The sequence below is a fragment of the Bacteroidales bacterium genome (assembly GCA_031275285.1).
In the GTDB taxonomy this organism is placed as follows: domain Bacteria; phylum Bacteroidota; class Bacteroidia; order Bacteroidales; family UBA4181; genus JAIRLS01.
Map to the genome: position 1 here is coordinate 1 of JAISOY010000225.1, position 24,477 is coordinate 24,477.

Here is a 24,477-nt window from a genome sequence, read left to right on the forward strand (position 1 = left end):
TTTTACCACTCCATCTTTTTCGTAGTATAATGTTGTTTTAAATTCATCGGTGGGCATGCCGTCCGGAATGGTCATTCCTTGCGGAATATTAGCGCCGACGCTGTAAGGGCGAAAATCCAATAAGGGAAGATGACGATAACAATAAACGGATATACCTATGATGACACCAGCTATCAGTACAACACAAATCCATTCGGTAACCGGTCTGTAAACAGGTTCATATTTCTTACGATATAGAAAAACAATCAATGCCAATGCCATTAACACCAGATTCTTGAAGAAGGTTTCCCAGTTAGTCAGGACAAGGGCATCACCAAAACATCCGCAATCACTGACCGGATTTGTCAGTGCCAGGATAAATGTAAGTACGGTAAAAAAACACATGAATAAAAAAACCGCCCATGCCGATACTTTCATCCGTAATCTTAAGATCAAAGATACTCCGATCAGAAATTCTGCTGCATTCATCAAAATAGCCAGTATGAACGCCAGAGGAGATAAAAACGACAGGTTAAAAGCAGTAAAATAATCGATGAATTTATAGGTGGAACCTAACGGGTCTATGCCTTTAACAAATCCTGAAAAGACAAACACGATCCCTAAAAGGATGCGAGATATGGCAGCGATGTTTTTCATTGGCTACTGTATTATTTTCGACGCCAAAATTACGTATTTTTTCCTAACTGAAAATTTTCATGAACAAAAACAGAGAGGAACAAAATCATAAGATACTTTATATATCTTTGCATTATATCAAATAAATAAGTGCCAAATGGAAAAAATTGACTGGAAAAACCTGCCTTTCGGTTATATGCAGACCGATTATAATGTTCGTTGTTATTATAGGGATGGAAAGTGGGGTGAATTAGAGGTTCATTCGTCCGAGTACATCATGCTGCATATGGCCGCTACTTCATTACATTATGGCCAGGAAGTCTTTGAAGGAATGAAGGCTTTTCGTGGAAAGGATGGAAAAATCCGGTTATTCCGTTGTGCAGATAATGCCCGCCGTATGATCGAATCGGGTACCTATATCCAGATGGCAGCACCTCCGGTTGAGTTATATATAGAGGCAGTGAAAAAAGTAATCGGGTTGAATCAACATTTTGTCCCGCCTTATGAATCCGGAGCTGCTTTATATATACGCCCGCTATTGATCGGCTCCGGTGCTGAAGTCGGTGTAAAGCCATCAAAAGAATATCTTTTTCTTGTATTTGTAACACCGGTAGGTCCTTATTTCAAAACAGGATTTAAACCCGTTGATGTGATGATTACACGTGATAGTGATCGTGCTGCTCCTTTGGGGACAGGGCATATAAAAGTGGGTGGGAATTATGCCGCCAGCCTTCCGGCTGCTGCCGAAGCCCAGCGTTTGGGATACTCTACCAGTTTGTATCTTGATGCAAGGGAAAAGAAGTATATTGATGAATGTGGCCCGGCGAATTTCTTTGGGATCAAAAACAATACCTATGTAACGCCCAGATCGAGGAGTATTCTTCCTTCTATTACCAATGACAGTCTGATGACTATCGCTAAGGATTTAGGTATTAAAGTAGAACGCCGGCAGATTGAAATCAGCGAATTAGGTGCTTTTGAGGAGGTCGGAGAATGTGGAACGGCAGCTGTCATAACTCCGATCGGGAAAATATTCGATCCACAGGAAAATCAAATATATGATTATGGAAAAGATGCCGGACCGGTATGTACGAAATTATACAATCTGTTAAGGGCCATTCAGTATGGTGATGTTCCTGATAAATATCAGTGGGTAACTGTAATTGATTGATCATAAACCAAACTATAGCTGTGAAACCTTATTTCAAATATTGGGGTATATTTCCGGTGCTTGTATCTTGTGTACCTCAGGGAGATAAAGCAACGGAAAATAAATCATTGGAATTATCCGACTTTGCAGGATTCAGTAAGCCTCGGAATGTTATTTTTATCCTGAGTGATGATCATCGGTATGATTTTATGGGTTTTACAGGTCGTATTCCCTGGCTGGAGACGCCGAATATGGATCGCTTGGCGAAGGAAGGAGCATACCTGAAAAATGCCTTTGTTACCACTTCGTTATCTTCACCCAGCAGGGCTTCTATTCTTACCGGAATGTTTTCGCATGAACATACCGTAGTCGATAATTCTGCTCCTGTACCCGAAGGTTTGATATTTTTCCCCCAGTACCTTCAGAAAGCAGGATATAAAACAGCATTTTTCGGAAAATGGCATATGGGCCATGATACAGACGATCCGCGTCCCGGATTTGACCACTGGGAAAGCTTCCGTGGACAAGGACAGTACTACAATCCGAAACTCAATATCAATGGAGAACAAATTGCATACAAAGACAGTACTTATATTACGGACTTATTGACCGAACATGCGATCGACTGGATGAAAGGACAAAAAGAAGGGCAACCATTTTTTGTTTACTTATCGCATAAAGCGGTACATGATAACTTCTTACCTGCAAAAAGGCATGCCGGCTGTTATGCCGGTAAAGAGGTTCCTCTTCCTCCATCATTTGATCATCCGAAATATGGAATAAGATCTTTACCCACGAAGGATACCAAAACAGGTAAGGTAGCCAGGGGAACGGATTATTATGGGGAAGAAATGCACCCGGATTGGGTCAAAGCCCAGCGTGAAAGCTGGCATGGAGTGGATTATGCATATCATGGGAGGCAACCGTGGCAGACCAATGTCATCCGTTATTGTGAAACATTACGTGGAGTAGATGAAAGCATAGGGGCCATTTTGGATTATCTTGAAGAAGTGGGACTGGATGAATCTACATTGGTGATATATATGGGCGATAACGGATTTGCATGGGGAGAGCATGGATTGATAGATAAAAGGCAATTTTATGAAGAATCGGTAAGGGTACCCATGTTGGCTCGTTGTCCCGAAGTATGCAAAGGAGGTATGGTGATCGAACAGATGATCCAAAATATTGACATTGCACCCACTGTACTTGAAATTGCAGGCAAAGAAAAACCGGAACACATGAGTGGTAGTTCCTTTATCCCTTTAATGGAAGGAAAGAATGTTGACTGGCGCGACCGTATTTTTTATGAATATTACTGGGAGTATGATTTTCCTCAAACACCGACCATGCACGGTGTACGTACCGATCAATATAAATTGATCCGTTATCATGGCGTTTGGGATACCAATGAGTTTTTTGATATCCGGAACGATCCTTACGAGACCAAAAATCTGATAGCACACCCTGAATATCAGGATATCATCCACCAGTTAACAGCTGATGTATATGATTGGCTGGAGTCTACAGATGGAATGTCGATCCCGCTAAAAAGGACGGTACGTAAACATAATGACCACAGGAATCAAGGAGTATATTAGTTCTTGCTGAATACGGGACCCGGTTAAAAGGTATAAATTCAGGGCTAAAAATGTAAATAACTTATAGGGTTATTTCCTTAACCAGCGTCATTCCAGTGGTAATGGCCTGTTGGTTGAGCGGAATAAGTTTATGGTGCCGTTCGGGAAGGGATTTTTTCAATCCTTCAATAACATTTTCAACTTTCAGGAAAGGGCGAATGGACAAGTAGCCGCCCAGTACGATCATGTTAAAAATGCGCGGATCGGTTTTCGATGCCTCCACAGCTGCTTCAATACAATATATTTTGATGTCCTTCCGTTCAGGATGACGAATGATCCCATTGCTGTCGTAAAGCAATATGCCGCCCGGTTTCACCATCGGCTCGAACTTATCCATCGACTGTTGATTAAGGATAATAGCCGTATCGAATTGGTTGAGTACCGGAGAGCTTACCGGTTCGTCGCTCAGGATGACCGTAACATTGGCCGTTCCACCTCTCATCTCGGGTCCGTAAGAAGGCATCCAACTAACTTCCATACCCTGCATAATTCCCGAATAAGCCAGGATTTTTCCCATTGATAGTACCCCCTGACCGCCAAATCCGGCTATGATTATTTCTTCTGTCATTTTTCTTTACTTTTTTGTCCGGCTATTTCTTGATTAATTCCCCGTTTGCTTTCAGGTCACCCAACGGATAATAGGGGAACATATTCTCTTCCATCCATTGATTGGCTTGCAACGGGGTCATCTTCCATCCCGAATTGCAGCTGGATACTACTTCCACAAAAGAAGTGCCTTTATTCAATTTCTGATTCTCAAATGCCGTACGGATGGCTCTTTTTGTTTTTCTTACAGCCGCAGCCGTATGTACCGATTGGCGCGTAACATAATATGTCCCTTCAAGCCCGGCCACAAGATCGGTAATACGTAAGGGATATCCCATCGTTTCTACATTCCTTCCCAGGGGAGAAGTGGATGTTTTCATTCCCGGAATGGTGGTTGGCGCCATCTGCCCTCCGGTCATGCCGTAGGTGCCATTGTTGATGTATATAATAGCAATATTCTCACCACGGTTACAGGTATGGATGGTTTCTCCGGTTCCAATGGCAGCCAGATCTCCGTCACCCTGATAGGTGAAAACGAACTTTTCGGGAAGAACCCGTTTGACACCTGTTGCCACTGCAGTCGCCCGTCCGTGTGCTGCTTGTATCACATCGATATTATAAAAATCATACAACAATACCGAGCAGCCTACGGGTGAAATACCGATCGTATCTCCTTGTATGCCCATTTCTTCCACTATCTCCATGATCATCCGGACTACCGTTCCATGCCCACAACCCGGACAAAAATTAAAAGTAGCTCCGGTAAGCAATTCACTGGGCTTGTATACTAAATTTTTTTCGTTGACAATATCTTTAACTTCCATTGGCTTCTTTGTTACTTGTTGTCTTTCAGTTTCTCTAAAGCTTCCAGTATTTCTCCGGGAGCATGTACTACTCCACCATAGCGGCCAAAATGCTGAACGGGGATCCGGCATCCGGTAGCTAGCTTGACGTCTTCAATCATTTGTCCTGCGCTCATTTCAACAGATAGTAATCCTTTTGCATTACGCGCTGCTTCGTTCAGTTCCTTAGACGGAAAAGGAAAAAGTGTGATGGGGCGGAATAAACCCGCTTTAATACCTTTTGCACGGGCCAGTTCAACGGCTTTCCTGCTGATACGGGCACTGGCTCCATAAGCAATGATCAGGTATTCGGCATCTTCACAAAAAGAAGTTTCACACCGGGTGTCTTCTTCTTCCATTTGTTTGTATTTGGCCTGAAGCTTGAAATTATGCTGTTCGTGTTCCAATGCGTCCAGGTTCAGCGAGGTAATAATATTCCGTTCCCTGTCGGGCGTTTTGCCTGTGGTTCCCCAAGGTTCATAATCTGTCTTACGTGGTTGGAATTCCGGTAATTCCACTTTTTCCATCATTTGTCCGATCACTCCATCGGAAAGGATCAGGACAGGATTCCGGTATTTAAAAGCAAGTTCAAATCCGAGCGATACAAAATCGGCCATTTCCTGAACAGAGAATGGTGCCAGCACCAGCATACGGTAGTCACCATGTCCACCTCCCTTGGTACTCTGGAAATAATCGGCCTGCGATGGTTGGATAGTGCCCAGGCCCGGTCCTCCACGTGCCACATTAACGATCAGGCAGGGAAGTTCCGCTCCGGCAAGATAAGAAATACCCTCTGTCATCAGGCTAATGCCGGGACTTGAAGAGGAGGTCATGATACGCTTTCCGGTAGACGCAGCGCCATATACCATATTAATGGCAGCTACCTCACTTTCAGCCTGTAAGATAACCATACCGGTAGTCTCTTCCGGATTTTGTTCGACTAAATATTCTAATATTTCCGATTGCGGAGTGATGGGATAACCGAAATAGGCATCTGCTCCTGCGCGGATAGCTGCTTCAGCTATGGCTTCATTGCCCTTCATCAACCGAAGTTCTTTCATTGGATATCTTTTATGATTTACTGATTAATCGTCTCATTTTGGGAAAGAATAGCTTTAATTGACTATTCTTTTATCCTATATACGGTAATGGCTCCGTCCGGGCATATGATCGCACAATTGGTACACCCTGTACAATCTTCGGGATTTACCATCGCTGCATAATAATAACCTTTGGAGTTGACGTTCTTGCCTAATGTAATTACATGTTGCGGACAATTCACCGTGCATACGCTACAACCTTTACAACGCTCTGCATCAACAACTATTGCCCCTTTTACTTTTGCCATATTTTCTATGTTTGAAAATTAACGGTTGGTACCATTAATGTTAAATCGGCTGCAAAAATACAAAAAATAGTATGAATTTAATCGAGATAAGACAAATAAGTACTTCCTTACCAGAATACATATATCAAATACGACAGGACAATAATTCCGAATCCTGCAAGGTTGACTATGATGATCAGGATAATCGACTGTATCCAGGTCAGGTCTTTTTTTGCAAAAATGATGATCAGTAAAAACTCTATCAGGGCTATGATAAAAAAACGGATAAGATAATTGACCGGGAGAACCCATTCAAAAAAACCACTGAACAGGAATATGCCTGCACTAATCGAGATCAGGCGTTTGGGAAGTTTGGTGAGGAAAATATAAATGCATGCTATCAAAAGCTTTACAATAAAGAATATTAACAGAAAGACAAAATATGACTTTTCATCATCATTTTTTTGCGGATATAGAAAATCTTTCGTCCGGACTTTTATTTTTTCTGCATCAATAAGAACCGAGAAAGTGCTTCTTTGGGGCGAAATTTGAAATGACCTGCTTTCTGCTTCTTTCCCGTCTGAGGTTACAGCGGTTATTTTTATTTCCTGTTTTTGTGAAGCCGTAAAGAATAAACTTGTTTGGAGTTGGCCTTTAAATGCCATTGAATTGAAAATAGTAATCGTGTCACCGGCTTCTTCCATATCCGGTGCGATCACAAAAATGTTTTGATAATGAAGGGAATCTTCATTAAAAGTTACATCCAACTCTATGGTGAACCCGGCAAAAATCTTACAGGATAAAAACAACAACAAGACCATGATGTAGTTACACCTTAATGTTTGTCTGTATTTTAGCTTACCGGAGATCATATTTTTATATCATAAAAGGAATAACAAAAAAAATAAATACAAAAAAACACAATTTCCTTGTGAAATAGAAGCGCTACAGTTACTTTTGTTTGATGCAGATGTTATTTTTCTGATTTTTATCGTTTAATATTGATATGACTTTTCACCTACTTCGTATTCAGGAGTTTCTTAGTAATAAAAATAAGCATATGTTTTTAACTGCAATTTTTCTATTCTGTTTTCTTTGTTATCCAGGGGTGCAAGCTGAAGCTTTTGTGCCACAGGATGATGTTTCCCCGGATAAAACACATATTTATAACCGGGGAACCCTCAATAATTGCCGGATAAAATTTGAAAGAGAAAAGAAAGGTCGTGTTGCATTTATGGGAGGGTCTATCACTGAAATGAAAGGATGGCGTGAAATGATATGTGAAGAATTACAGCGACGGTTTCCTGATACTGAATTCGATTTTATTGCTGCAGGTATCAGTTCTACAGGCACTACCCCCGGAGCTTTTCGTTTTGAAAGGGATGTGTTGAAAAACGGCACTGTTGACCTGTTATTCGAAGAAGCTGCGGTAAATGATGAGACCAATGGGTTTAATGCCATAGAACAGATACGGGGTATGGAAGGGATCATTCGTCAGGCCCGCCTTTCAAATCCTGATATGGATATTATCATGCTTCATTTTATCTGGGATGAAATGCTGGACCCGCTGGCCAGTGGAAAAATTCCTGAAGTCATTCAGAATCACGAAAGGGTGGCAGCATACTATCAGGTTTCTTCCATCGATCTTGCGTCGGAAGTATCTCAACGGATGCAGGATGGGGAGTTTGACTGGAAAATGTTTGGAGGGACACATCCGGCCCCACTTGGACACAAAATATACGCAGCCACTATTAGTCGTTTATTCGATCAGATGTGGCAACAACCTTTACCGGATACAGCAAGGATACATCCTCATCTTCTGCCTCCTGTTCCAATGGATTCATTTAGTTATTACCGGGGAAGGCTGGCGGATATACGTGAAGCAAGACTGAAACACGGTTGGAAATATGAGCCTGAATGGATACCTAAGTTAAAAGCATCAACCCGTAAGGGTTTTGTGAATGTTCCTGCTTTAGAAGCGCTCGATCCGGGTTCAGAACTTTATTTTACCTTTGAAGGGACTGCTATTGGGATCTTTAATGTTGCAGGACCGGATGCCGGTATCATCGAATACAGTGTAGATGGACAACCCTTTCGCCAGAAAGATCTCTATACCAAGTGGAGCCGGAGCCTCTATATTCCCTGGGTTACCATGCTTGAATCCGAATTACCGGATGGCAAACATGAAATAGTGATCAGGACCGGCAAACAAAATCATCCGGAAAGCAAGGGAAATGCCTGCCAAATATTTTATTTTACCATAAATGACCGGAAGCTATGATTGTATACCCCAATGCCAAGATTAATATCGGCCTGATGATTACAGGGAAACGTGTGGACGGATTTCACGACATTGAAACAGCTTTTTACCCGGTTTCATTGTGTGATGTCCTGGAAATAAAATTAGCAAATAGTGAGAAAAAAATATCCCTGGAATGTATGGGAATTGACCTGGGAGATCAGCCGGTGGAAAATAACCTGTGTTACAAAGCATATTGCTTATTGGACACTATTTATGATTTACCGCCGGTGACTATACGTTTGCATAAACGGATACCTATAGGTGCAGGGTTGGGGGGTGGTTCTTCCGATGCGGCATATACCCTGAAAACATTGAACCAGTTATTCCTGTTGGGCATTTCTGATTCCGAATTAGTCGAATATGCCGGCCGGTTAGGAAGTGATTGTTCTTTTTTTATTGGAAACCGTCCTGCCATTGGAAAAGGCAAAGGAGATGTTTTAACACCGGTTCCGCTTTCACTTACCAATTATCATATATTACTGGTAAAACCTCCGGTTTTTGTAAGTACTGCCGAAGCTTATTCGGAGATTACTCCTGCAGAACCTGAAGTATCCCTCTCAGAATTGTTAAAATTACCGCTAGAAAAATGGAAGACTGCCATCAACAATGATTTTGAAAATTCTGTTTTTGGCAGACACCCTGAAATCGGAAAGATCAAAGAGCAACTGTATAATCTGGGGGCTATTTATGCATCTATGTCGGGAAGTGGATCAAGTGTTTATGGTATTTTCAGGGAAATTCCGAAAGATATAAAGGAAATTTTTTCAGGTTGTTTTGTATGGTGCGATTGAAGTAAATAAGTGAATCGAACATCACTGAAAACATATCAGCTCTTTTTTCAATTAAATTACGATATTCAATTGCAGTCATTCTTAACTTCTGAACAGAAGTAATAATATTAAGAAACTTACCCGGGATATATGATTATTAGAAGAAAGATCGGTTATCCGGAAAAGTCAGATTTGGATCGAAACAGATTTTCAAGTATGGGATCATTCTCAAAAGACTTAATCCTACAAACCAATAAATCAGTTTGAATCTCATAAAAAAGAGGTTATCTGGTGGCAATCAGATAACCTCTTTGTGTTTAATTAGTTTTTATTAACAACGAACATTTCAATCGTCTAAACGCAGGAAGTTTCCGTTCATATCAAAATACAATTCGAAATCATTCCTGTCTCTGATTATTTCTACCTTATACGAATTGTTTTCTTTTTCTATTTCCGAAATATATGCATTGGGGTAGTTGGTGTCAATGTAAAGGGAAATACCAGCCGGCAATGTCTGGATGAATGATTCTGGAAGTTCTCTGTCATTCCCGTCTATACTTAACCAGGCCCCATCCTGATTAAAATCGATTTCTACACCATTGACTAATTCCACTTCGTACATTTTTCCATTAGAATCATGCCTGGCTTTTTTTTCTATTTCCCTTATTAGTATATTAGGATAATAAGTAGCGAGAAAATCTTTAATTGATGCCGGTAAACTATTGATGTCAACATTTTGATCGTTATCATCACTTCCGAGAAATTCTCCGTTTGTGTTAAAAAGTAGATCAACATCGTTTGCCAGCTCAATTTTATAACCGGAAATCTTTTTCTTTACTTCGACTACGTATGTTGATGGGTAATTACTTTTGATATACCCGGAGATATTTCCGGGTAACAACTGCATCACCGATTCCGGTACCGGCAAATTAAAGTCATCATCACCTTCTACTTCAATCCAATTTTCCTCGTGATCAAATACGATTTTATAACTTTTAGTATAACCGTTTTTCAGGTAAACTTTTTTATATTCCTGACCATTCTCATTCTTGATGTAAGCTATGGTGTAATCAGGAAAATGAGTATTAATAAATTCTTCAATGGACTTACTTACACTTCCATTGCCTGTTTCAGAGCCCTGTCCGGATTGGGTGTCACTGAGGATGTCTCCGTTTTTATCAAATAGCAATTCCTTGTCATTGATCAATTCTACTTTATATCCGTAAGCTTTTTTCTCTATCTCTTCAATACCTATGCCAGCATAGTTCGTATTGACATATTGCACAATGGCTATCGGAAGCAACTCAAGGACATCTGCCGGAAAAGGAGTGCCATCAACAAGGCTTTCGATATCCCTCCAGTCTCCATTCTTATCGAATTCAATTTCTACACTGGATGTGACAGATCCGGATTTTGTTCCGCTCTTATATAATTTACTTTCATAAATAGCCCCTCTTTCGTTTTCTGTTTTATTTACTTTTACCTCGCTAACAACATACTGGTTGAAATATGTTGAAATAAACTCTTGTGCAGCTACAGGCAATTTGTCTGTTCCCGGGTCATTGTTGTCATCATCATTACAACCTAAAAGTGGCATCATAAAAATAGCCATTAATAAAAATAATGTTTTGTGTTTCATTTTCATTTGTGTTATTTATTAATATTTATGTTACAAAAATGATAACCAATACTGAAAAGAATTTGAAATAATGAAAAAAAGTATGGCAGAATATCAAAATCGTGGAATTCACCATTGAAATTGTAATTACAATGATATCGATTCTGCTGGAGTAGAGAATATTGCTATTTTTATTAGTGGTATGATCCCATAGATTTTAGGGAATATCCCATGTTCTGGATTTTAATGATTCTTTTCCATATTGATAAGCGGAAACCTTTGAATAAGCATTTTGTTTGGCCATGGAAAATATTTACTTTTGTATTGAAATATTTCAATCTGCATGGAACACGACGAACAAGATATATTTGATGAGCATCACAAGGATCATGATAGCGCTTTAACAGTTAATCCGGGTGTGGAGCAACCTCCGGTAGTTAATGCAACTTCCCTGGAACGTTTCCTGAGCCGTTCCCGTAAAATATTAAGCCTTGACGAATATGTCGAAGGGATACTGAATGGTAACCGGACCATATTGAGTAAAGCCATCACCCTGATAGAAAGTTCACTTCCCGAGCATGAAAAAATGGCTCAGGATATTATTGAACGTTGTTTGCCTTATTCCGGAAAATCGGTACGGATCGGTATTACCGGAGTTCCGGGGGCGGGGAAAAGTACTTTTATTGAAGCTATGGGAGGATATCTTACATCCAACGGCAAAAAGCTGGCAGTATTGGCTATTGATCCATCGAGTGAACGGTCGAAGGGAAGTATTTTAGGTGACAAAACAAGGATGGAACAGCTGTCATCCGATCCGAATGCATTTATCCGTCCTTCTCCTTCGTCCGGCTCCTTAGGAGGGGTTGCCCGAAAAACACGGGAAACGGTTTTTCTCTGCGAAGCCGCTGGTTTTGACACTATATTTATTGAAACTGTGGGAGTGGGACAATCGGAAACAGCCGTACATTCTATGACCGATTTTTTCCTGTTGATACAGATTGCCGGTGCTGGTGACGAATTACAAGGTATCAAAAGAGGGATCATGGAAATGGCTGACCTGATAGCCGTCAATAAGGCAGATGGTAATAATATGGAAAAGGCGCAACTGGCGAAGGCACAATATCAAAGTGCCCTTCGGTTATTCCCAAAACCGGTGTCGGGATGGGAACCTAAAGCTACGATCTGTTCATCCATCACCAAATTAGGTATTGATGAAATCTGGGAAATTATTCTTCAATATGAACAATTGACCCGGGATAACGGTTATTTTGAAGATAGACGGCACAATCAGGCCAGGTATTGGATGAATGAAACCATCCGTAACAGCCTGATCAGTCATTTTTATACACATCCTGCTATAGAACAGTTGCTTCCGGAATACGAAAAGAAGGTATTGGAAGATAAGATCAGTTCTTTTGCTGCCGCCAGGATGTTGTTGAATGAATATTATTTAAAATCGAAATAAAATATGTATTTATCATCCATTCTTTGGTTGCTTGTTTGGCCCGCATTGATCATTGTATCCTATTTTGCAGTGAAATTTTTCCTGAAAAAGGCTAATCTGTTGTAACCTCCGTTAATTATATGGTTGGCTTTTGAGTATGAGACAGCGGATTCTGTTTTTTATATATTATTTCCTTTATTGGATCGCCTTCTTTGTCGTTGCGCGCCTGGTTTTCATGTTATATAACCATGATCTGTCATTTTTGATGGATTTTGGTGAGTGGTGTGCTACTTTTGGGCATGGATTACGGATGGATATCTCTATGAGCGGATATATTTCTGCAATTGCTGCTTTGATATTGACATTTACCTCTTTTTCAAAAGGTGTTGTTGTATCCAAAGCATTGTCTGTATATACATTTTTGGCCCTGCTTATTTCCGGTTTTCTGATTATCTCTGATATGGAGTTATACCGGCATTGGGGATTCAGGCTGGACGATACGCCACTGACTTACCTGAAAACACCGAAAGAAGCTTTTGCTTCCGTCAATGTATGGATACTATTGCTTCAACTGGCCATTCTGGCAGTGTTATTATGGATTTCATGGAAAGTATACAGAAAAATAAATGCAGGGCTAAAAAAATCAAGGATATTAGGAATAACAGGCGTTCCGGTATTTCTTTTTGCCTGCGCGCTGATGATCCTACCCATACGCGGAAGCCTGGGTGTTGCTCCGATGAATGTGGGTTTTGTATACCATCACCCAAACAATATTTTTGCCAATCACGCTGCGATTAATGTGGTGTGGAATGCTGCAAAGTCATTGATGGAATCGGATAAGGTATCGGAATATCATTTTATGGATGGGCAAAAGGCCGGGGATCTATTTTCAGATTGCTATCCTCCTGCCGGATATACCCATATACTGTTAAAAGAGGAACAGCCCAATATCCTTGTTATCATACTTGAAAGTTTTTCTAACCGGATGATAGAGTCATTGGGAGGTACTCCAGGCGTTACTCCCAATCTGAACCGTTTATGCAATGAAGGGATTGTCTTTTCAAATATTTATTCTGCCAGTGACCGTACTGATAAGGGACTGCTGGCAGTATTGAGCGGGTATCCTTCCCACCCGGTGGCAAAGGTGATCAATTTTCCTGAAAAGACCCGCCATTTACCATTTCTGAACAAGGATCTTAAAAATGCAGGATATCATACCGAACATGTTTCCGGATTTGATAATAAGTTCTCTAACATTATGTCTTACCTGGGCAATGCAGGATATGATATTATTACCGACCGGGATGCTTTTCCTCCGGAAACCTATCGTGGAACGAAATGGGGGGTGCCGGATCATTGGGTTTTTGAAAAATTGCTGGAACGTTGTAATGATTCCGGATATCCGTTTTTTAAATCAATGATCACACTGAGCAGTCATGAACCTTTTGATGTTCCTATGGAAACAGCTATTAAAGGCGACGATGAGGAAAGCCAGTTTCTCAACTCGGCATTTTATACGGACAAGTCTTTAGGTGCTTTTATCGATGCTGCGAAACAAACCGATTGGTGGGAAAAAACCTTGATTGTGATTACTGCAGACCATGGTTCCCGTTTTCCTGGAAATATTCCATCCTACCAACCTGAAAAATTCCACATTCCGATGATCTGGACAGGTGGTGCCGTGATAAAAGGGGATACCGTCATTACTACTATTGCAGGTCAAACGGATATCGCATATACCGTTCTCCGGCAATTGGGTATTGATAATCACAAGTATAGGTTCAGCAAAGACATTCTGGGAATACCTGTTCGTTCTTTTGCTTTCTACGATTTTAACGATGGCTTCGGATTTGTTACGGATAGCGCCCAGATAGCATACGACAATGTGAGTAATATGCTGATTTTCCAGAAAGGGATAGAGACAGATGGAATAGTTGAAACAGGGAAAGCTTATATGCAGACCTTTTCAGATGACTTCAAAACAAAAAATGAAAAATAGCCGGACCATTTACGGACGGTCTGTTTCATAATTTTTTACGGCAGAGTGTATCTTATTCCATTGATGCGTATCGAAACAGACAGATACGATCCCCGATGTAGGTAACGATTCAATAACCGGTCGGGTAAACATAGAGGCGAGATATGACATATCCGGATTGTGGGCAACCAACATAACATCTTTGATATCATCCGGTAATTCATATAGAATATCCAGTGCCGCATCTTCTCCCTGCATGTACAGGGAATCATTGATTTTAACCCTTTCGGAAGGATATTTCAGGATGCGGGCGAATATGAGAGCCGTGTGAAGTGCCCGTGCAGCGGGACTCGAAATAATTAAGTCCGGGATGCTACATCTGTTTTTTAATCGTTTGGCTACTATTAGGTTATTGAGTATCCCTTTTTCTACCAGTGGGCGGTCTATGTCGGATATCTCCCGATAGTCCTGTAAAGCTTTACCATGCCTGACAATGTGTAATATCTTACCTTCCATCAGATGATGTTAATCTTTTTTAATTCTTCCTACTCCATCTGAGTTGATGGACTTTATATTTGCATCCCCGGAGTAACTGATAGAGCCAACTCCCGAGTTCTTTAATTTTAATTCTTCATTTGCATAAACACTTGCACTGCCCACACCCGAGTTATGGATGTCGACAAATTCAGCAATCAGTCCTTTGGCATTCAGGCTTCCCACACCATCCTTCTTAACATAAAAATGATCGGTTTTTCCACGAAGATTAATGTTTCCTACTCCATCAAAATCAGCATCCAAAGTATTACAATTCAATTCCAGATCCACATTTCCCACGCCGGTTACATTTAATTTGAAATGTTCACTGTTCAATATGTTTTGTGTTTTTACGTTTCCTACTCCATTAGCAGCCAGTTGATTCATTTCTTTGTACGAGATGTAAATATTGTTTTTGGTAGTCTTTTCAAGGTGGACATCTGCAAATTTAATAACCAGTGTATGGCCGTTATTGTATACATGAATGTGTTTCTGTAGGTTATCATCAATTTCCACTTCTACTTTTTCTATGTCAGACTGTAACAGGAAAATGTTGGAAACGCCGTCAAAATCGATTTTGTCAAATGACGATATGCTGCGTTGTTCAATTGTTACCGATCCGTTTCCCTTCTCTCCGGGTTTGGAATTTATAGAAATACTGATGCAGCCGGTTCCAAAAAATAAGATAAAGACAACTGAAATAGATAGATTTTTCATACTTGTTCAAATTAAGTGATACTAATAAAATAATGACATATTTTATAACCGTAATCAATTTGATCAATGCGATTTAAGAAAACAATAAATAGCACTGGGTGCTTATTTCCTTTTTTGTTTAAAAAAAACAGTCAACATCTCGGAGCATTCCTTCTCCAGTATGCCGGGTGTCACAGAAGTGGATGGATGCAACAATGTTTGCGGATAAAAGGAAAATCCCCGTTTCGGATCAGGAGCGCCATACACTATCCGTGAGATTTGCGACCAATAAAGAGCTCCGGCACACATGATACACGGTTCGAGTGTAACATAAAGCGTACAATCTTTAAGGTATTTTCCACCCAGATAAGATGATGATGCAGTTATGGCCTGCATTTCAGCATGGGCAGTAACATCATTTAAGGTCTCGGTCAGGTTATGTGCACGTGCAATAACCCTGTTCCCGGATACAACTACAGCACCTACCGGTACTTCATCTTTTTCCCGTGCTTTTAGCGCTTCTTTTAGCGCTTCCTTCATCCAAAGCTCGTCTGTAAACAAAATTTCAAGTATTAAAATTTATATACTATAAATTAAAGATACGGATAATTATTCATCTATCCAAATAATCGACATAAATTCATCAATAATTTATTGAGCGGAAAAGATAAAAATAAGTGGCTGGTCTGTCCGATTCAAATCATTTTTCTGGTGTTTGGTACATTGTTTGTTGCAGAGTTGTGCATAATTATCTTTTATTATGTCATTGTTCCGCTTTTTGTTCATAGTGATTTGCCTATCAATCGGGGGCTTATCATGCAACGGGAAAAAACAACGAATCGATTCAGGATCGGGAAATAATATGGTTGATTCGGCACTGGTTCAATATGCTCATGGATTTACCATAAAAAAGGATGGAAACGTCACCCTATTGATGGTCTCAAACCCATGGCAGGGAGCACAGGGTGTCAAATATCATTATGTTCTTTGTCCTAAAGGTGAAAGAATTCCTGAAAAGTATGCTCATTATCCTGTTATATATACTCCGGTAGAGCGTGTAATTTGTTTAGCGACTACACATATTGCCATGTTGTCGGCACTTGGAAAAACATCCAGCATCAAAGCATTATCCGGACCGGCATTTGTATCAGACAGTGCTGTCGTCCGGGCCATTTCCGATGGCCGGATCATCGATATCGGCTATGATCAGGCGTTGAATTTTGAAAGAATTATTGCACTCAAACCCGATGTTATCTTTGCTTATGGTGTAGGTCATGAGATATTAGGCTCATTGACCCGTCTTACCGATCTGGGATTGAATGTGGTGCTCAATGCAGAATACTTGGAACGAACAGCACTGGGTAAGGCTGAATGGCTTAAATTTATGGCCGGATTTTATAATTGTGGAGCATTGGCCGATTCTTTGTTTGATTCGATACAAGAAGAATACAATCGTTTACGTGAATTGGCCGGGAGTGTTCAACAAAAACCGACGGTGATGTGCGGATTACCGTGGCAGGGATCCTGGTATATTCCCGGTGGAAGAACAACAACTGCAAATATGATTGCTGATGCTGGAGGGAATTATTTATGGAAACACAATGATTCTCATGAAAGTTATCCGATTAATATCGAGGCTATTATTGAAAAAGGCAGTGTCGCCGACTTGTGGATAGATACTGGCTCGGCGAAGAGCCTGAATGAAATAAAATCGGTTGATGAACGATTGGTGTATACTCAACCATGGAAGACCGGAAAAGTTTATAATAATTATGCCCGTATGAGTGCAGGAGGTGGAAATGATTTTTTTGAATCAGGTGTTGTACAGCCACACTTGATATTAAAAGACCTGATCAAAATTTTCCATCCGGATCTTTTGCCCGGGCATCAACTATATTACTATATCAAATTAAATTGATCATATCGATTTCATGATACGTTGATGATTTGATGCAGATCATCAAAAAAATCAGGAATAGTCATTATTTTTCAAAATAAAATATTAGGTTTGTTTGTTTTTAATAAATGTCTTACCAATGAATAAAATAGAATCACTCATTGCTCCCCAGACGAAAGAGTTTATAAAAACCTGTCGTAAATATTTCGAATATCTGGAAACTTTACCGGATAAAAAAATTACTGATTTTTGGGGAGTACAATTAAACATGCTTTCTGAAATTTACAATGGAGTATTCTCTCTTCCTGAAATTGAGGCTCGATATTCATCGGATGTGGATAAGTTTGTCAATGAAAAAAGTTATAATAAGATATTTACCAGTCTCCTGGCTTATATCGGGGCTTTGGACTCATTTCCGGACTTTTCGGATTTAAGCCATCCGGGAGCACTGAAAGTAATGGATGTCAGCCTGTCTGAAATTTTGACTGATGTCTATCAGGAAATAAAAGATTTTGTATTGCTGTATGAAACAGGAACACTGGAAAATATGAATGATGCTATTGCCGAATGTGCCGAAACTTTTGGGCAATATTGGGGTGTGAAGCTATTAAGTGCACTACGCATTATGCATGTTAACCTTTATCAACATCGATATGCCGAAACAAAAAAGACCCAGCAACTGGAAATTGACATAGATGAGGTGATAGGGGATTATGATGGTGAAGAAGAATAGGTTTGTTTCTCTTCAAAATATTGATGTAAAATGTTTGTTTCCGAGATATCTAAAGAAGACCTTCAAACTTTACCCCTGGTCCGGTTTTCAGGAGCCATTCATGTGGTTGAGAATGAGAAACACGCCGATATCTCAGTCAGGCAATTAGAAAAATTCTCTGTGTTGGGTTTTGATACGGAAACCCGGCCTTCGTTCACCAAAGGAAAAATAAATAAAGTGGCATTGTTGCAATTGGCTACGGAAACGGATGCATACCTGTTTCGATTGTGTAAAATGGGCATGTCACCGAAGTTGATGTCTTTATTATCCAATCCCAATATTTTGAAAGTCGGTGCAGCTATAAAAAATGACATTGACGTATTGCATCGTATCGCAAAAATACGACCATCCGGTTTTGTTGACCTGCAAAATATGGTTAAGGATTTTGGAATTAAAAATACAGGACTGGCAAAAATGGCAGGTATTATTTTAAATGTTCGTATCTCTAAGTCTCAACAACTTTCAAACTGGGAAAATAGCATATTGACCGATGCACAGGAAAAATATGCAGCTACTGATGCATGGATGTGTTATGTGATATACCAAAAACTGAATGAACAAAAATAATGACCCGTCAAGAACTCTATCAACATGTGACTACATGGTTTCAGGAGAATATGCCTGAGCCGGAAACGGAATTGCATTACCGTACTCCTTATGAGTTATTGGTGGCAGTGATACTTTCCGCCCAGTGTACGGATAAAAGGGTCAATATGATTACTCCTGCTTTTTATGAGCGGTACCCGGTTCCGGAGTTGTTGGCCCGGGCTACTCAGGAAGAGGTATTCGAATTAATCAGAAGTTGCTCCTATCCGAACAACAAATCAAAGCATTTAATAGGGATGGCACGTATATTAGTCGAAAAATACGATGGTAAAGTCCCGGAAAACTATGATGACCTGATTGCGCTGCCTGGTGTAGGTAGAAAAACAGCTAATGTCGTTGCTTCTGTTGTTTTTCAGAAACCGGCGCTAGCGGTTGATACCCATGTGTTTCGTGTATCAAACCGGATTGGGCTAACTATGCATGCGAAAACACCATTAGAGTCTGAAAAACAGTTGACTAAATATTTTCCTGAGAATTTGTGGGGAATAGCGCATCACTGGCTGATTCTTCATGGTCGTTATACCTGTACGGCCAGGGCGCCAAAATGCAAACAATGTGGCTTAAGTCAGTGGTGTAAGGACTATAAGAGAACTTATCTGACTAAATAGCAGTCTTTAAAAGAAATAAAAAACAGAATTCCCTTTGAATTCACAAAAAAAATCGTCTATTTTGCAATGTTTTTAAGTTGTAACAAGTGGATTTTATATACCAATTAGATTATTTTTACCGGATTATACTTGTTGTTTTTCTTTTTGCCGTAATCGTTCAACTGGCATATTATCTTTTTATATATATTCGTCCGTTGCTTAGAAAAGAAAAGAAATCAAAAGCAACCATTGAAATACCTCCGGTATCTGTTATTATATGTGCACGTAACGAACAGGAAAACCTTTCACAGAATTTAGTGTCGATCCTGACGCAGGATTACCCGTCATATGAAGTGATTGTAGTGAATGATTGTTCAGAAGATGATACGGAAGAGTTATTGGCCCGGCTTAAAGGAGAATATCCGCGATTACGCAGTACTATTATTAAAAAAGATGCTTCATTCGTCAACGGTAAAAAATTTGCTGCAACATTAGGGGTAAAAGCAGCTAAATACGAATGGTTGTTATTTACCGATGCGGATTGTAAACCGGCAGGTCCCCAATGGATAAGTTCCATGAGCAAATATTTTGTTGATAAGAAAAGTATTGTTTTAGGATATGGCGGATACATCAATGAAAAAGGTTTTCTAAATAGATGGATTAAATATGACACCTGTTTCATTGCACTTCAATATTTTGGATTTGCTATGTCAGGAATGCCGTATATGGGTGTGGGCCGTAATATGGCTTATCGGAAATCTTTATTTTATGAACACAATGGTTTTGCCGCACATGCACATATTTTATCAGGTGATGACGATCTTTTTGTTAATCAGGCAGCAACAAAGAAAAATGTAGCTGTTAATCTTTCACCGGATTCATATACTTATTCTGTCCCTAAAAAGACTTTCCGCGAATGGGTCTGGCAGAAAAGCAGGCATATCAGCACCAGTAAATATTATAAGCCAAAACATTCTTTTTTTCTGGGACTTGAACCAATTTCAAGGGTACTGTTTTGGGGTGTTTTTGCCATATTGATGTTTCAACCATTACTTTGGCAATATGTTCTGGCAATATTTTTATTGCGGGTAATTATTTTTTTGATTATCTTTGGCATAGCAACCAGAAAATTTAACGTAAAAGGCATCATGCCTTTCGTCGTGTTTTTTGATTTAGCCATGCCCTTTGTATATGTTTACGTATTTCTATTGAATCGTATATCTTCAAAGCAAAACAAATGGAAATAAACCCGGATGCTTTATCCAGTAAGGCAAAATTAGATGCTGAATTGGTACAACAGGCTATTGATGGAGATCAAAAAGCTTATGCGGAATTAATGGAACGTTACCGTGATGCCATCTATTTTATGCTGCTCAAGATGGTCAATAATACTGCCGATGCGGAAGATCTGACAATTGAGGCGTTTGGAAAGGCATTCAAAAGCATTATTCAATATACTCCTAATTTTGCTTTCAGTACATGGTTGTTTAAAATTGCGTCTAACAATGCAATTGATTTTATGAGGAAAAAGAAACTGAACAATGTATCTATCGATGAAACATTACGTGAAACGGATGTAGCACCTATTAGCATACGTTCTGAACAACCGACGCCTGAGGAAAGTATGATCACCGAACAAAAGATTCTCTTACTTCGTTCTGTTGTCTCCAAGCTTAAACCTCGTTACCGGAAATTGGTGGAATTGCGGTACTTTTATGAATATTCATATGAAGAGATCAGCGAAGAAATGGGACTACCTATCGGGACGGTGAAAGCACAATTATTCCGCGCCCGGGAATTGTTGCAGAATATACTGAAAAACAATCAGGTACGGCCATAAATTTTATTGCGGTTTTATGGGTTTGATTAACAGATATTAAATACATGTTACAGGCAGACCTTATCTTACAATATTTTCCACATCTTTCATCGCGGCAAATTGAACAGTTCTCCATGCTCGATCCTTTGTATCGGGAATGGAACCAACGTATCAATGTTATTTCGCGTAAAGATATAGACGCAATATTTGAGCATCATATTCTCCATTCTCTGGCAATAGCCAAAGTGATCGATTTTGCACCATCGGCGAAAATCCTTGACATAGGTACCGGAGGAGGCTTTCCCGGAATTCCAATGGCTATTTTTTTCCCGGAAACAAAATTTCACCTGATTGATTCTATTGCAAAGAAACTTAAAGTGGTGGATGCTATTGTCGAAAGTTTACAACTGGAAAATGTGACATCGCAGCATATACGTGCAGAACAGCTACATGCGCAGTATGATTTTATCGTAAGTCGGGCTGTAACCAACTTCCATTCCTTTTTACCATGGATTCAGGGGAAAATGCTCAATCGTCGTTTGCATAAAACTCCCAATGGCGCTTTTTTCCTTAAAGGGGGTGATGTAGATGATGAATTAGGGATGTATGCGAAAAAAGCAACTATATTTCCTATCAGTGATTTTTTCCCTGATCCGTTTTATGAAGGGAAAAAAGTTATTTATCTGCCGGCATCGTAAACCTACGCATTATCCATCCAATTCTTTTGTGTCCATATTATTGCCAATGTTTTCAAAAGTATTATTTTTTCTTTTGATTTGTTCGGTCCACGTGATGAGTTTTCGATGATTTTTTGTAATATTGCCATTCGATTTTCCGAGAAACTTAATTGAAGCAAAATATTTCTTTATCATCAACTGAAAAAGCATGAAATTTGTCGTATCAAGCACTGAATTATTGAGTCATTTACAGGCGATTAGTAAAGTGATCAACAGTAAAAACACTCTTCCTATTTTGGATAATTTCCTGTTCAAATTGGATGGAAACACGTTGGAGATCACAGCATCAGATCTGGAAACGACCCTAATCACCAGGATGACTTTAACCAACGCATCTGATCCGGGAGCTATTGCTGTTCCTGCGAAATTTCTTACCGAATATTTGGGTAAGTTTTCTGAACAGCCGTTGACTTTTAACATCAATACCGAAACTTATTCTATCCATATCAATTCCGAAACGGGAGAATCAAACATCATGGGGTATGATGCGGAAGATTTTCCACAGCTTCCGGAGCTGAAAAAAGATATGGTTTCACCATTGAGTATGCCTGCTGATGTCGTATTGCAAGGTGTTAGTAAAACCATCTTTGCTACTGGTGATGATGAATTACGTCCTGTAATGAATGGTATATTTGTGGAAATGACTACCGACAATATCACTTTTGTGGCTTCTGATTCACATATGTTGGTACGTTACCGTCGTGACGATGTGAAAGCGGAAAAGAACGGTTCATTTATCCTTCCCAAAAAACCGGCCTCTCTTTTAAGGACAGTGCTGGCAAAAGAACAGGAAAATGTTGAAATCTCATTCGATGATAAAAATGCTTTATTCAAACTTTCGGATTATACGATGGTATGTCGTTTGGTAGAAGGAATGTACCCAGCTTATAATTCTGTAATTCCTACAGACAACCCGAATAAAATGGTCATCGACAGGGTGGAATTCCTTAGTTCATTACGTCGGGTACAAATGTTCGCAAATCAAGCAACAAATCTGGTGAAGATGGAGTTGAAAGGTAATCAGGTAACTATCTTTGCCCAGGATATCGATTTCTCTATTGCTTCCCATGATACCTTGAAATGTCAATACGACGGTGATAATATGAATATCGGATTCAAGGCAAATTTCCTGTCGGAATTAGTTGCCAACCTATCCTCTACAGATATCAGTATGGAAATGTCCGATCCGTCAAGAGCCATCCTTGTTCTTCCTGTCCAGGTGGAAATTGAAGGCGAAGATATATTGATGCTCATCATGCCGATGACCATCGCTGAATAATCATGAAAAATCTCATTTACGGATATGGCACATCTTTGAAACGAGTGTTCCATATCCGTTTCATTTAATTACATATTATCATACGCTGAATTATGAAGCTTAATCTTAAAAATCCGTTGGTATTTTTCGATTTGGAAACAACAGGAATGAATATCGCTTCCGACCGTATTGTTGAGATATCCTACCTGAAGGTATATCCAGATCAGCGTGAAGAAATTAAGACATACCGCGTAAATCCTACTATTCCGATACCAAAGGAAACGACAGCCATTCATGGAATCTGCGATGATGATGTAAAAGAAGCACCTACTTTCAATGAAATTGCCAAGACTTTAGTGAATTGCTTTGAAGGTTGTGATTTTGCCGGTTATAATTCCAATAAATTCGATCTGCCGTTGCTGGCAGAAGAATTTTTACGGGCCAATCTGGATTTTGACCTGAAAAAACGGAAATTTATTGATGTCCAGGTTATTTTTTATAAAAAAGAGCAACGCACATTAAGCGCAGCTTATCAGTTTTATTGCAATAAAGATCTTACCAATGCCCACAGTGCCGAAGCAGATACCCGTGCAACTTATGAAGTATTGCAATCGCAGCTCGACATGTATCAGGACCTGGCCAATGATGTGGACTTACTGTCTGAATTTTCCGCTCATACAAAAACAGCGGATTTCGTCGGGCGTATCATCTACAATGAAAATAAGGAAGAAGTATTTAATTTCGGGAAATATAAGGGTCAGACCGTAACATCGGTCTTGGCAAAAGATCCTGCATATTATGGGTGGATGATGAACGGGGATTTTCCCCAATACACCAAAAATGTCCTTACAGCTATTAAGTTACGGGGATTTAACAGTAAATAATACTGTGCTTGTCCTTTACAGGATACGCAGTTTCTTATAAATTTATTCACTATTTATATACTGAAGTCAGTATGCAAAAAATAATTATTTCCACAGGAAACGCTCCCAAGGCAATTGGGCCATACAGCCAAGCTATTGAAAGTAATGGTATGTTGTTCATATCGGGACAAATACCTATTGATCCCAAAACAGGTAAAATCGTTGAAGGAGGAATTGTAGAACAGACAGAACAGGTATTAAAAAATATTGGTGCAATATTATATGCTGCCGGATGTTCGTATAAAAATGTTGTCAAGTCAACCTGCCTGTTAGCAGAAATGGCTTTTTTTAAAGACATGAATGAAGTATATGCACGTTATTTCCCTGTAGATCCTCCGGCACGTGCTGCTTTTGCCGTGAAAGAATTACCCATGCAGGTATTGGTGGAAATTGAAGTGATTGCTGTTAAATAACAT

26 protein-coding genes are annotated in these 24,477 nt (G+C 39.7%); 16 read left to right on the plus strand and 10 right to left on the minus strand.

Going from position 1 to position 24,477, the window contains the following annotated elements:
* Positions 1 to 636, minus strand: a 636-nt coding sequence (locus LBQ60_22150; GenBank protein MDR2040627.1) for a DoxX family protein, incomplete at its 3' end; no start/stop codon positions are given.
* 136 nt (positions 637 to 772) lie between these two features.
* On the opposite strand from LBQ60_22150, the gene LBQ60_22155 reads away from it, so the two are divergent.
* Entirely contained in the window at positions 773 to 1,786 is a 1,014-nt protein-coding gene (locus LBQ60_22155; GenBank protein ID MDR2040628.1) for a branched-chain amino acid aminotransferase, read from the plus strand.
* 20 nt (positions 1,787 to 1,806) lie between these two features.
* Positions 1,807 to 3,366 (plus strand): sulfatase, encoded by a 1,560-nt coding sequence (locus tag LBQ60_22160; GenBank protein MDR2040629.1) that lies wholly within the window; start codon positions 1,807 to 1,809, stop codon positions 3,364 to 3,366.
* Positions 3,367 to 3,427: 61 nt separating this feature from the next.
* On the opposite strand, the gene LBQ60_22165 is transcribed toward LBQ60_22160, so the two are convergent.
* The 5 genes from LBQ60_22165 to LBQ60_22185 form a co-directional block, all read right to left on the minus strand.
* Entirely contained in the window at positions 3,428 to 3,973 is a 546-nt protein-coding gene (locus LBQ60_22165) for a 2-oxoacid:acceptor oxidoreductase family protein (protein ID MDR2040630.1), read from the minus strand.
* Positions 3,974 to 3,995: 22 nt separating this feature from the next.
* Positions 3,996 to 4,775 (minus strand): 2-oxoglutarate oxidoreductase, encoded by a 780-nt coding sequence (locus LBQ60_22170; GenBank protein MDR2040631.1) that lies wholly within the window; start codon positions 4,773 to 4,775, stop codon positions 3,996 to 3,998.
* A gap of 11 nt (positions 4,776 to 4,786) precedes the next feature.
* Positions 4,787 to 5,854 (minus strand): 3-methyl-2-oxobutanoate dehydrogenase subunit VorB, encoded by a 1,068-nt coding sequence (locus LBQ60_22175; GenBank protein ID MDR2040632.1) that lies wholly within the window; start codon positions 5,852 to 5,854, stop codon positions 4,787 to 4,789.
* Positions 5,855 to 5,916: 62 nt separating this feature from the next.
* The gene (locus tag LBQ60_22180) at positions 5,917 to 6,141 is read right to left on the minus strand and encodes a ferredoxin family protein (protein MDR2040633.1); all 225 of its coding nucleotides are present in this window, start codon (positions 6,139 to 6,141) and stop codon (positions 5,917 to 5,919) included.
* 107 nt (positions 6,142 to 6,248) lie between these two features.
* Entirely contained in the window at positions 6,249 to 6,992 is a 744-nt protein-coding gene (locus tag LBQ60_22185) for a hypothetical protein (GenBank protein ID MDR2040634.1), read from the minus strand.
* A gap of 188 nt (positions 6,993 to 7,180) precedes the next feature.
* On the opposite strand from LBQ60_22185, the gene LBQ60_22190 reads away from it, so the two are divergent.
* Both LBQ60_22190 and ispE read left to right on the plus strand, forming a co-directional pair.
* Complete coding sequence (locus tag LBQ60_22190) at positions 7,181 to 8,401, plus strand: GDSL-type esterase/lipase family protein (GenBank protein ID MDR2040635.1); 1,221 nt, start codon at positions 7,181 to 7,183, stop codon at positions 8,399 to 8,401.
* Complete coding sequence (gene ispE, locus LBQ60_22195) at positions 8,398 to 9,213, plus strand: 4-(cytidine 5'-diphospho)-2-C-methyl-D-erythritol kinase (GenBank protein MDR2040636.1); 816 nt, start codon at positions 8,398 to 8,400, stop codon at positions 9,211 to 9,213. The genes LBQ60_22190 and ispE overlap by 4 nt, the downstream gene beginning before the upstream one ends.
* Positions 9,214 to 9,538: 325 nt before the next feature.
* Here the strand turns inward: ispE and LBQ60_22200 are convergent, their stop codons facing one another.
* Positions 9,539 to 10,792 carry a PepSY-like domain-containing protein gene (locus tag LBQ60_22200; protein ID MDR2040637.1) on the minus strand — a complete coding sequence of 418 codons (1,254 nt, stop codon included), beginning with the start codon at positions 10,790 to 10,792 and terminating at the stop codon, positions 9,539 to 9,541.
* 361 nt (positions 10,793 to 11,153) lie between these two features.
* On the opposite strand from LBQ60_22200, the gene meaB reads away from it, so the two are divergent.
* Together meaB and LBQ60_22210 are read left to right on the plus strand one after the other, a co-directional pair.
* The gene (meaB, locus tag LBQ60_22205) at positions 11,154 to 12,275 is read left to right on the plus strand and encodes a methylmalonyl Co-A mutase-associated GTPase MeaB (protein MDR2040638.1); all 1,122 of its coding nucleotides are present in this window, start codon (positions 11,154 to 11,156) and stop codon (positions 12,273 to 12,275) included.
* Between the two features lie 136 nt (positions 12,276 to 12,411).
* Positions 12,412 to 14,253 carry a sulfatase-like hydrolase/transferase gene (locus LBQ60_22210; GenBank protein ID MDR2040639.1) on the plus strand — a complete coding sequence of 614 codons (1,842 nt, stop codon included), beginning with the start codon at positions 12,412 to 12,414 and terminating at the stop codon, positions 14,251 to 14,253.
* 9 nt (positions 14,254 to 14,262) lie between these two features.
* Here LBQ60_22210 and LBQ60_22215 read toward each other — a convergent pair whose 3' ends face one another.
* From LBQ60_22215 to LBQ60_22225, 3 genes are all read right to left on the minus strand, one after another.
* The gene (locus LBQ60_22215) at positions 14,263 to 14,748 is read right to left on the minus strand and encodes a histidine phosphatase family protein (protein ID MDR2040640.1); all 486 of its coding nucleotides are present in this window, start codon (positions 14,746 to 14,748) and stop codon (positions 14,263 to 14,265) included.
* A 9-nt stretch (positions 14,749 to 14,757) separates the two neighbouring features.
* Positions 14,758 to 15,483, minus strand: coding sequence for a DUF2807 domain-containing protein (locus LBQ60_22220; GenBank protein MDR2040641.1), 726 nt, complete (start codon positions 15,481 to 15,483; stop codon positions 14,758 to 14,760).
* 102 nt (positions 15,484 to 15,585) lie between these two features.
* Entirely contained in the window at positions 15,586 to 16,002 is a 417-nt protein-coding gene (locus LBQ60_22225) for a nucleoside deaminase (GenBank protein MDR2040642.1), read from the minus strand.
* Between the two features lie 247 nt (positions 16,003 to 16,249).
* Between LBQ60_22225 and LBQ60_22230 the strand changes: the two genes are divergently transcribed.
* The 10 genes from LBQ60_22230 (at position 16,250) to LBQ60_22275 (ending at position 24,474) form a co-directional block, all read left to right on the plus strand.
* Positions 16,250 to 17,380 carry an ABC transporter substrate-binding protein gene (locus tag LBQ60_22230; protein ID MDR2040643.1) on the plus strand — a complete coding sequence of 377 codons (1,131 nt, stop codon included), beginning with the start codon at positions 16,250 to 16,252 and terminating at the stop codon, positions 17,378 to 17,380.
* 118 nt (positions 17,381 to 17,498) lie between these two features.
* On the plus strand, positions 17,499 to 18,092 hold the full coding sequence (locus tag LBQ60_22235; GenBank protein MDR2040644.1) for a DUF5063 domain-containing protein: 594 nt from the start codon (positions 17,499 to 17,501) through the stop codon (positions 18,090 to 18,092).
* A 30-nt stretch (positions 18,093 to 18,122) separates the two neighbouring features.
* Positions 18,123 to 18,698: a 3'-5' exonuclease domain-containing protein 2 gene (locus LBQ60_22240; GenBank protein MDR2040645.1), complete on the plus strand. Its 576-nt coding sequence runs from the start codon at positions 18,123 to 18,125 to the stop codon at positions 18,696 to 18,698.
* Positions 18,698 to 19,345, plus strand: a complete 648-nt coding sequence (gene nth, locus LBQ60_22245; GenBank protein ID MDR2040646.1) for an endonuclease III — start codon at positions 18,698 to 18,700, stop codon at positions 19,343 to 19,345. Before LBQ60_22240 ends, nth begins: the two co-directional genes overlap by 1 nt.
* An 86-nt stretch (positions 19,346 to 19,431) precedes the next feature.
* Complete coding sequence (locus tag LBQ60_22250) at positions 19,432 to 20,571, plus strand: glycosyltransferase (GenBank protein ID MDR2040647.1); 1,140 nt, start codon at positions 19,432 to 19,434, stop codon at positions 20,569 to 20,571.
* Positions 20,562 to 21,164 carry a sigma-70 family RNA polymerase sigma factor gene (locus tag LBQ60_22255; GenBank protein ID MDR2040648.1) on the plus strand — a complete coding sequence of 201 codons (603 nt, stop codon included), beginning with the start codon at positions 20,562 to 20,564 and terminating at the stop codon, positions 21,162 to 21,164. Before LBQ60_22250 ends, LBQ60_22255 begins: the two co-directional genes overlap by 10 nt.
* A 44-nt stretch (positions 21,165 to 21,208) precedes the next feature.
* The gene (gene rsmG, locus LBQ60_22260) at positions 21,209 to 21,841 is read left to right on the plus strand and encodes a 16S rRNA (guanine(527)-N(7))-methyltransferase RsmG (GenBank protein ID MDR2040649.1); all 633 of its coding nucleotides are present in this window, start codon (positions 21,209 to 21,211) and stop codon (positions 21,839 to 21,841) included.
* A gap of 187 nt (positions 21,842 to 22,028) precedes the next feature.
* A complete protein-coding gene (gene dnaN / locus LBQ60_22265) occupies positions 22,029 to 23,159 on the plus strand; it encodes a DNA polymerase III subunit beta (protein ID MDR2040650.1) in 1,131 nt (376 codons plus the stop codon).
* A gap of 92 nt (positions 23,160 to 23,251) precedes the next feature.
* The gene (locus LBQ60_22270) at positions 23,252 to 24,022 is read left to right on the plus strand and encodes a 3'-5' exonuclease (protein ID MDR2040651.1); all 771 of its coding nucleotides are present in this window, start codon (positions 23,252 to 23,254) and stop codon (positions 24,020 to 24,022) included.
* A 71-nt stretch (positions 24,023 to 24,093) separates the two neighbouring features.
* A complete protein-coding gene (locus LBQ60_22275) occupies positions 24,094 to 24,474 on the plus strand; it encodes a RidA family protein (GenBank protein MDR2040652.1) in 381 nt (126 codons plus the stop codon).
* The last annotated feature ends 3 nt before the right edge of the window (positions 24,475 to 24,477 follow it).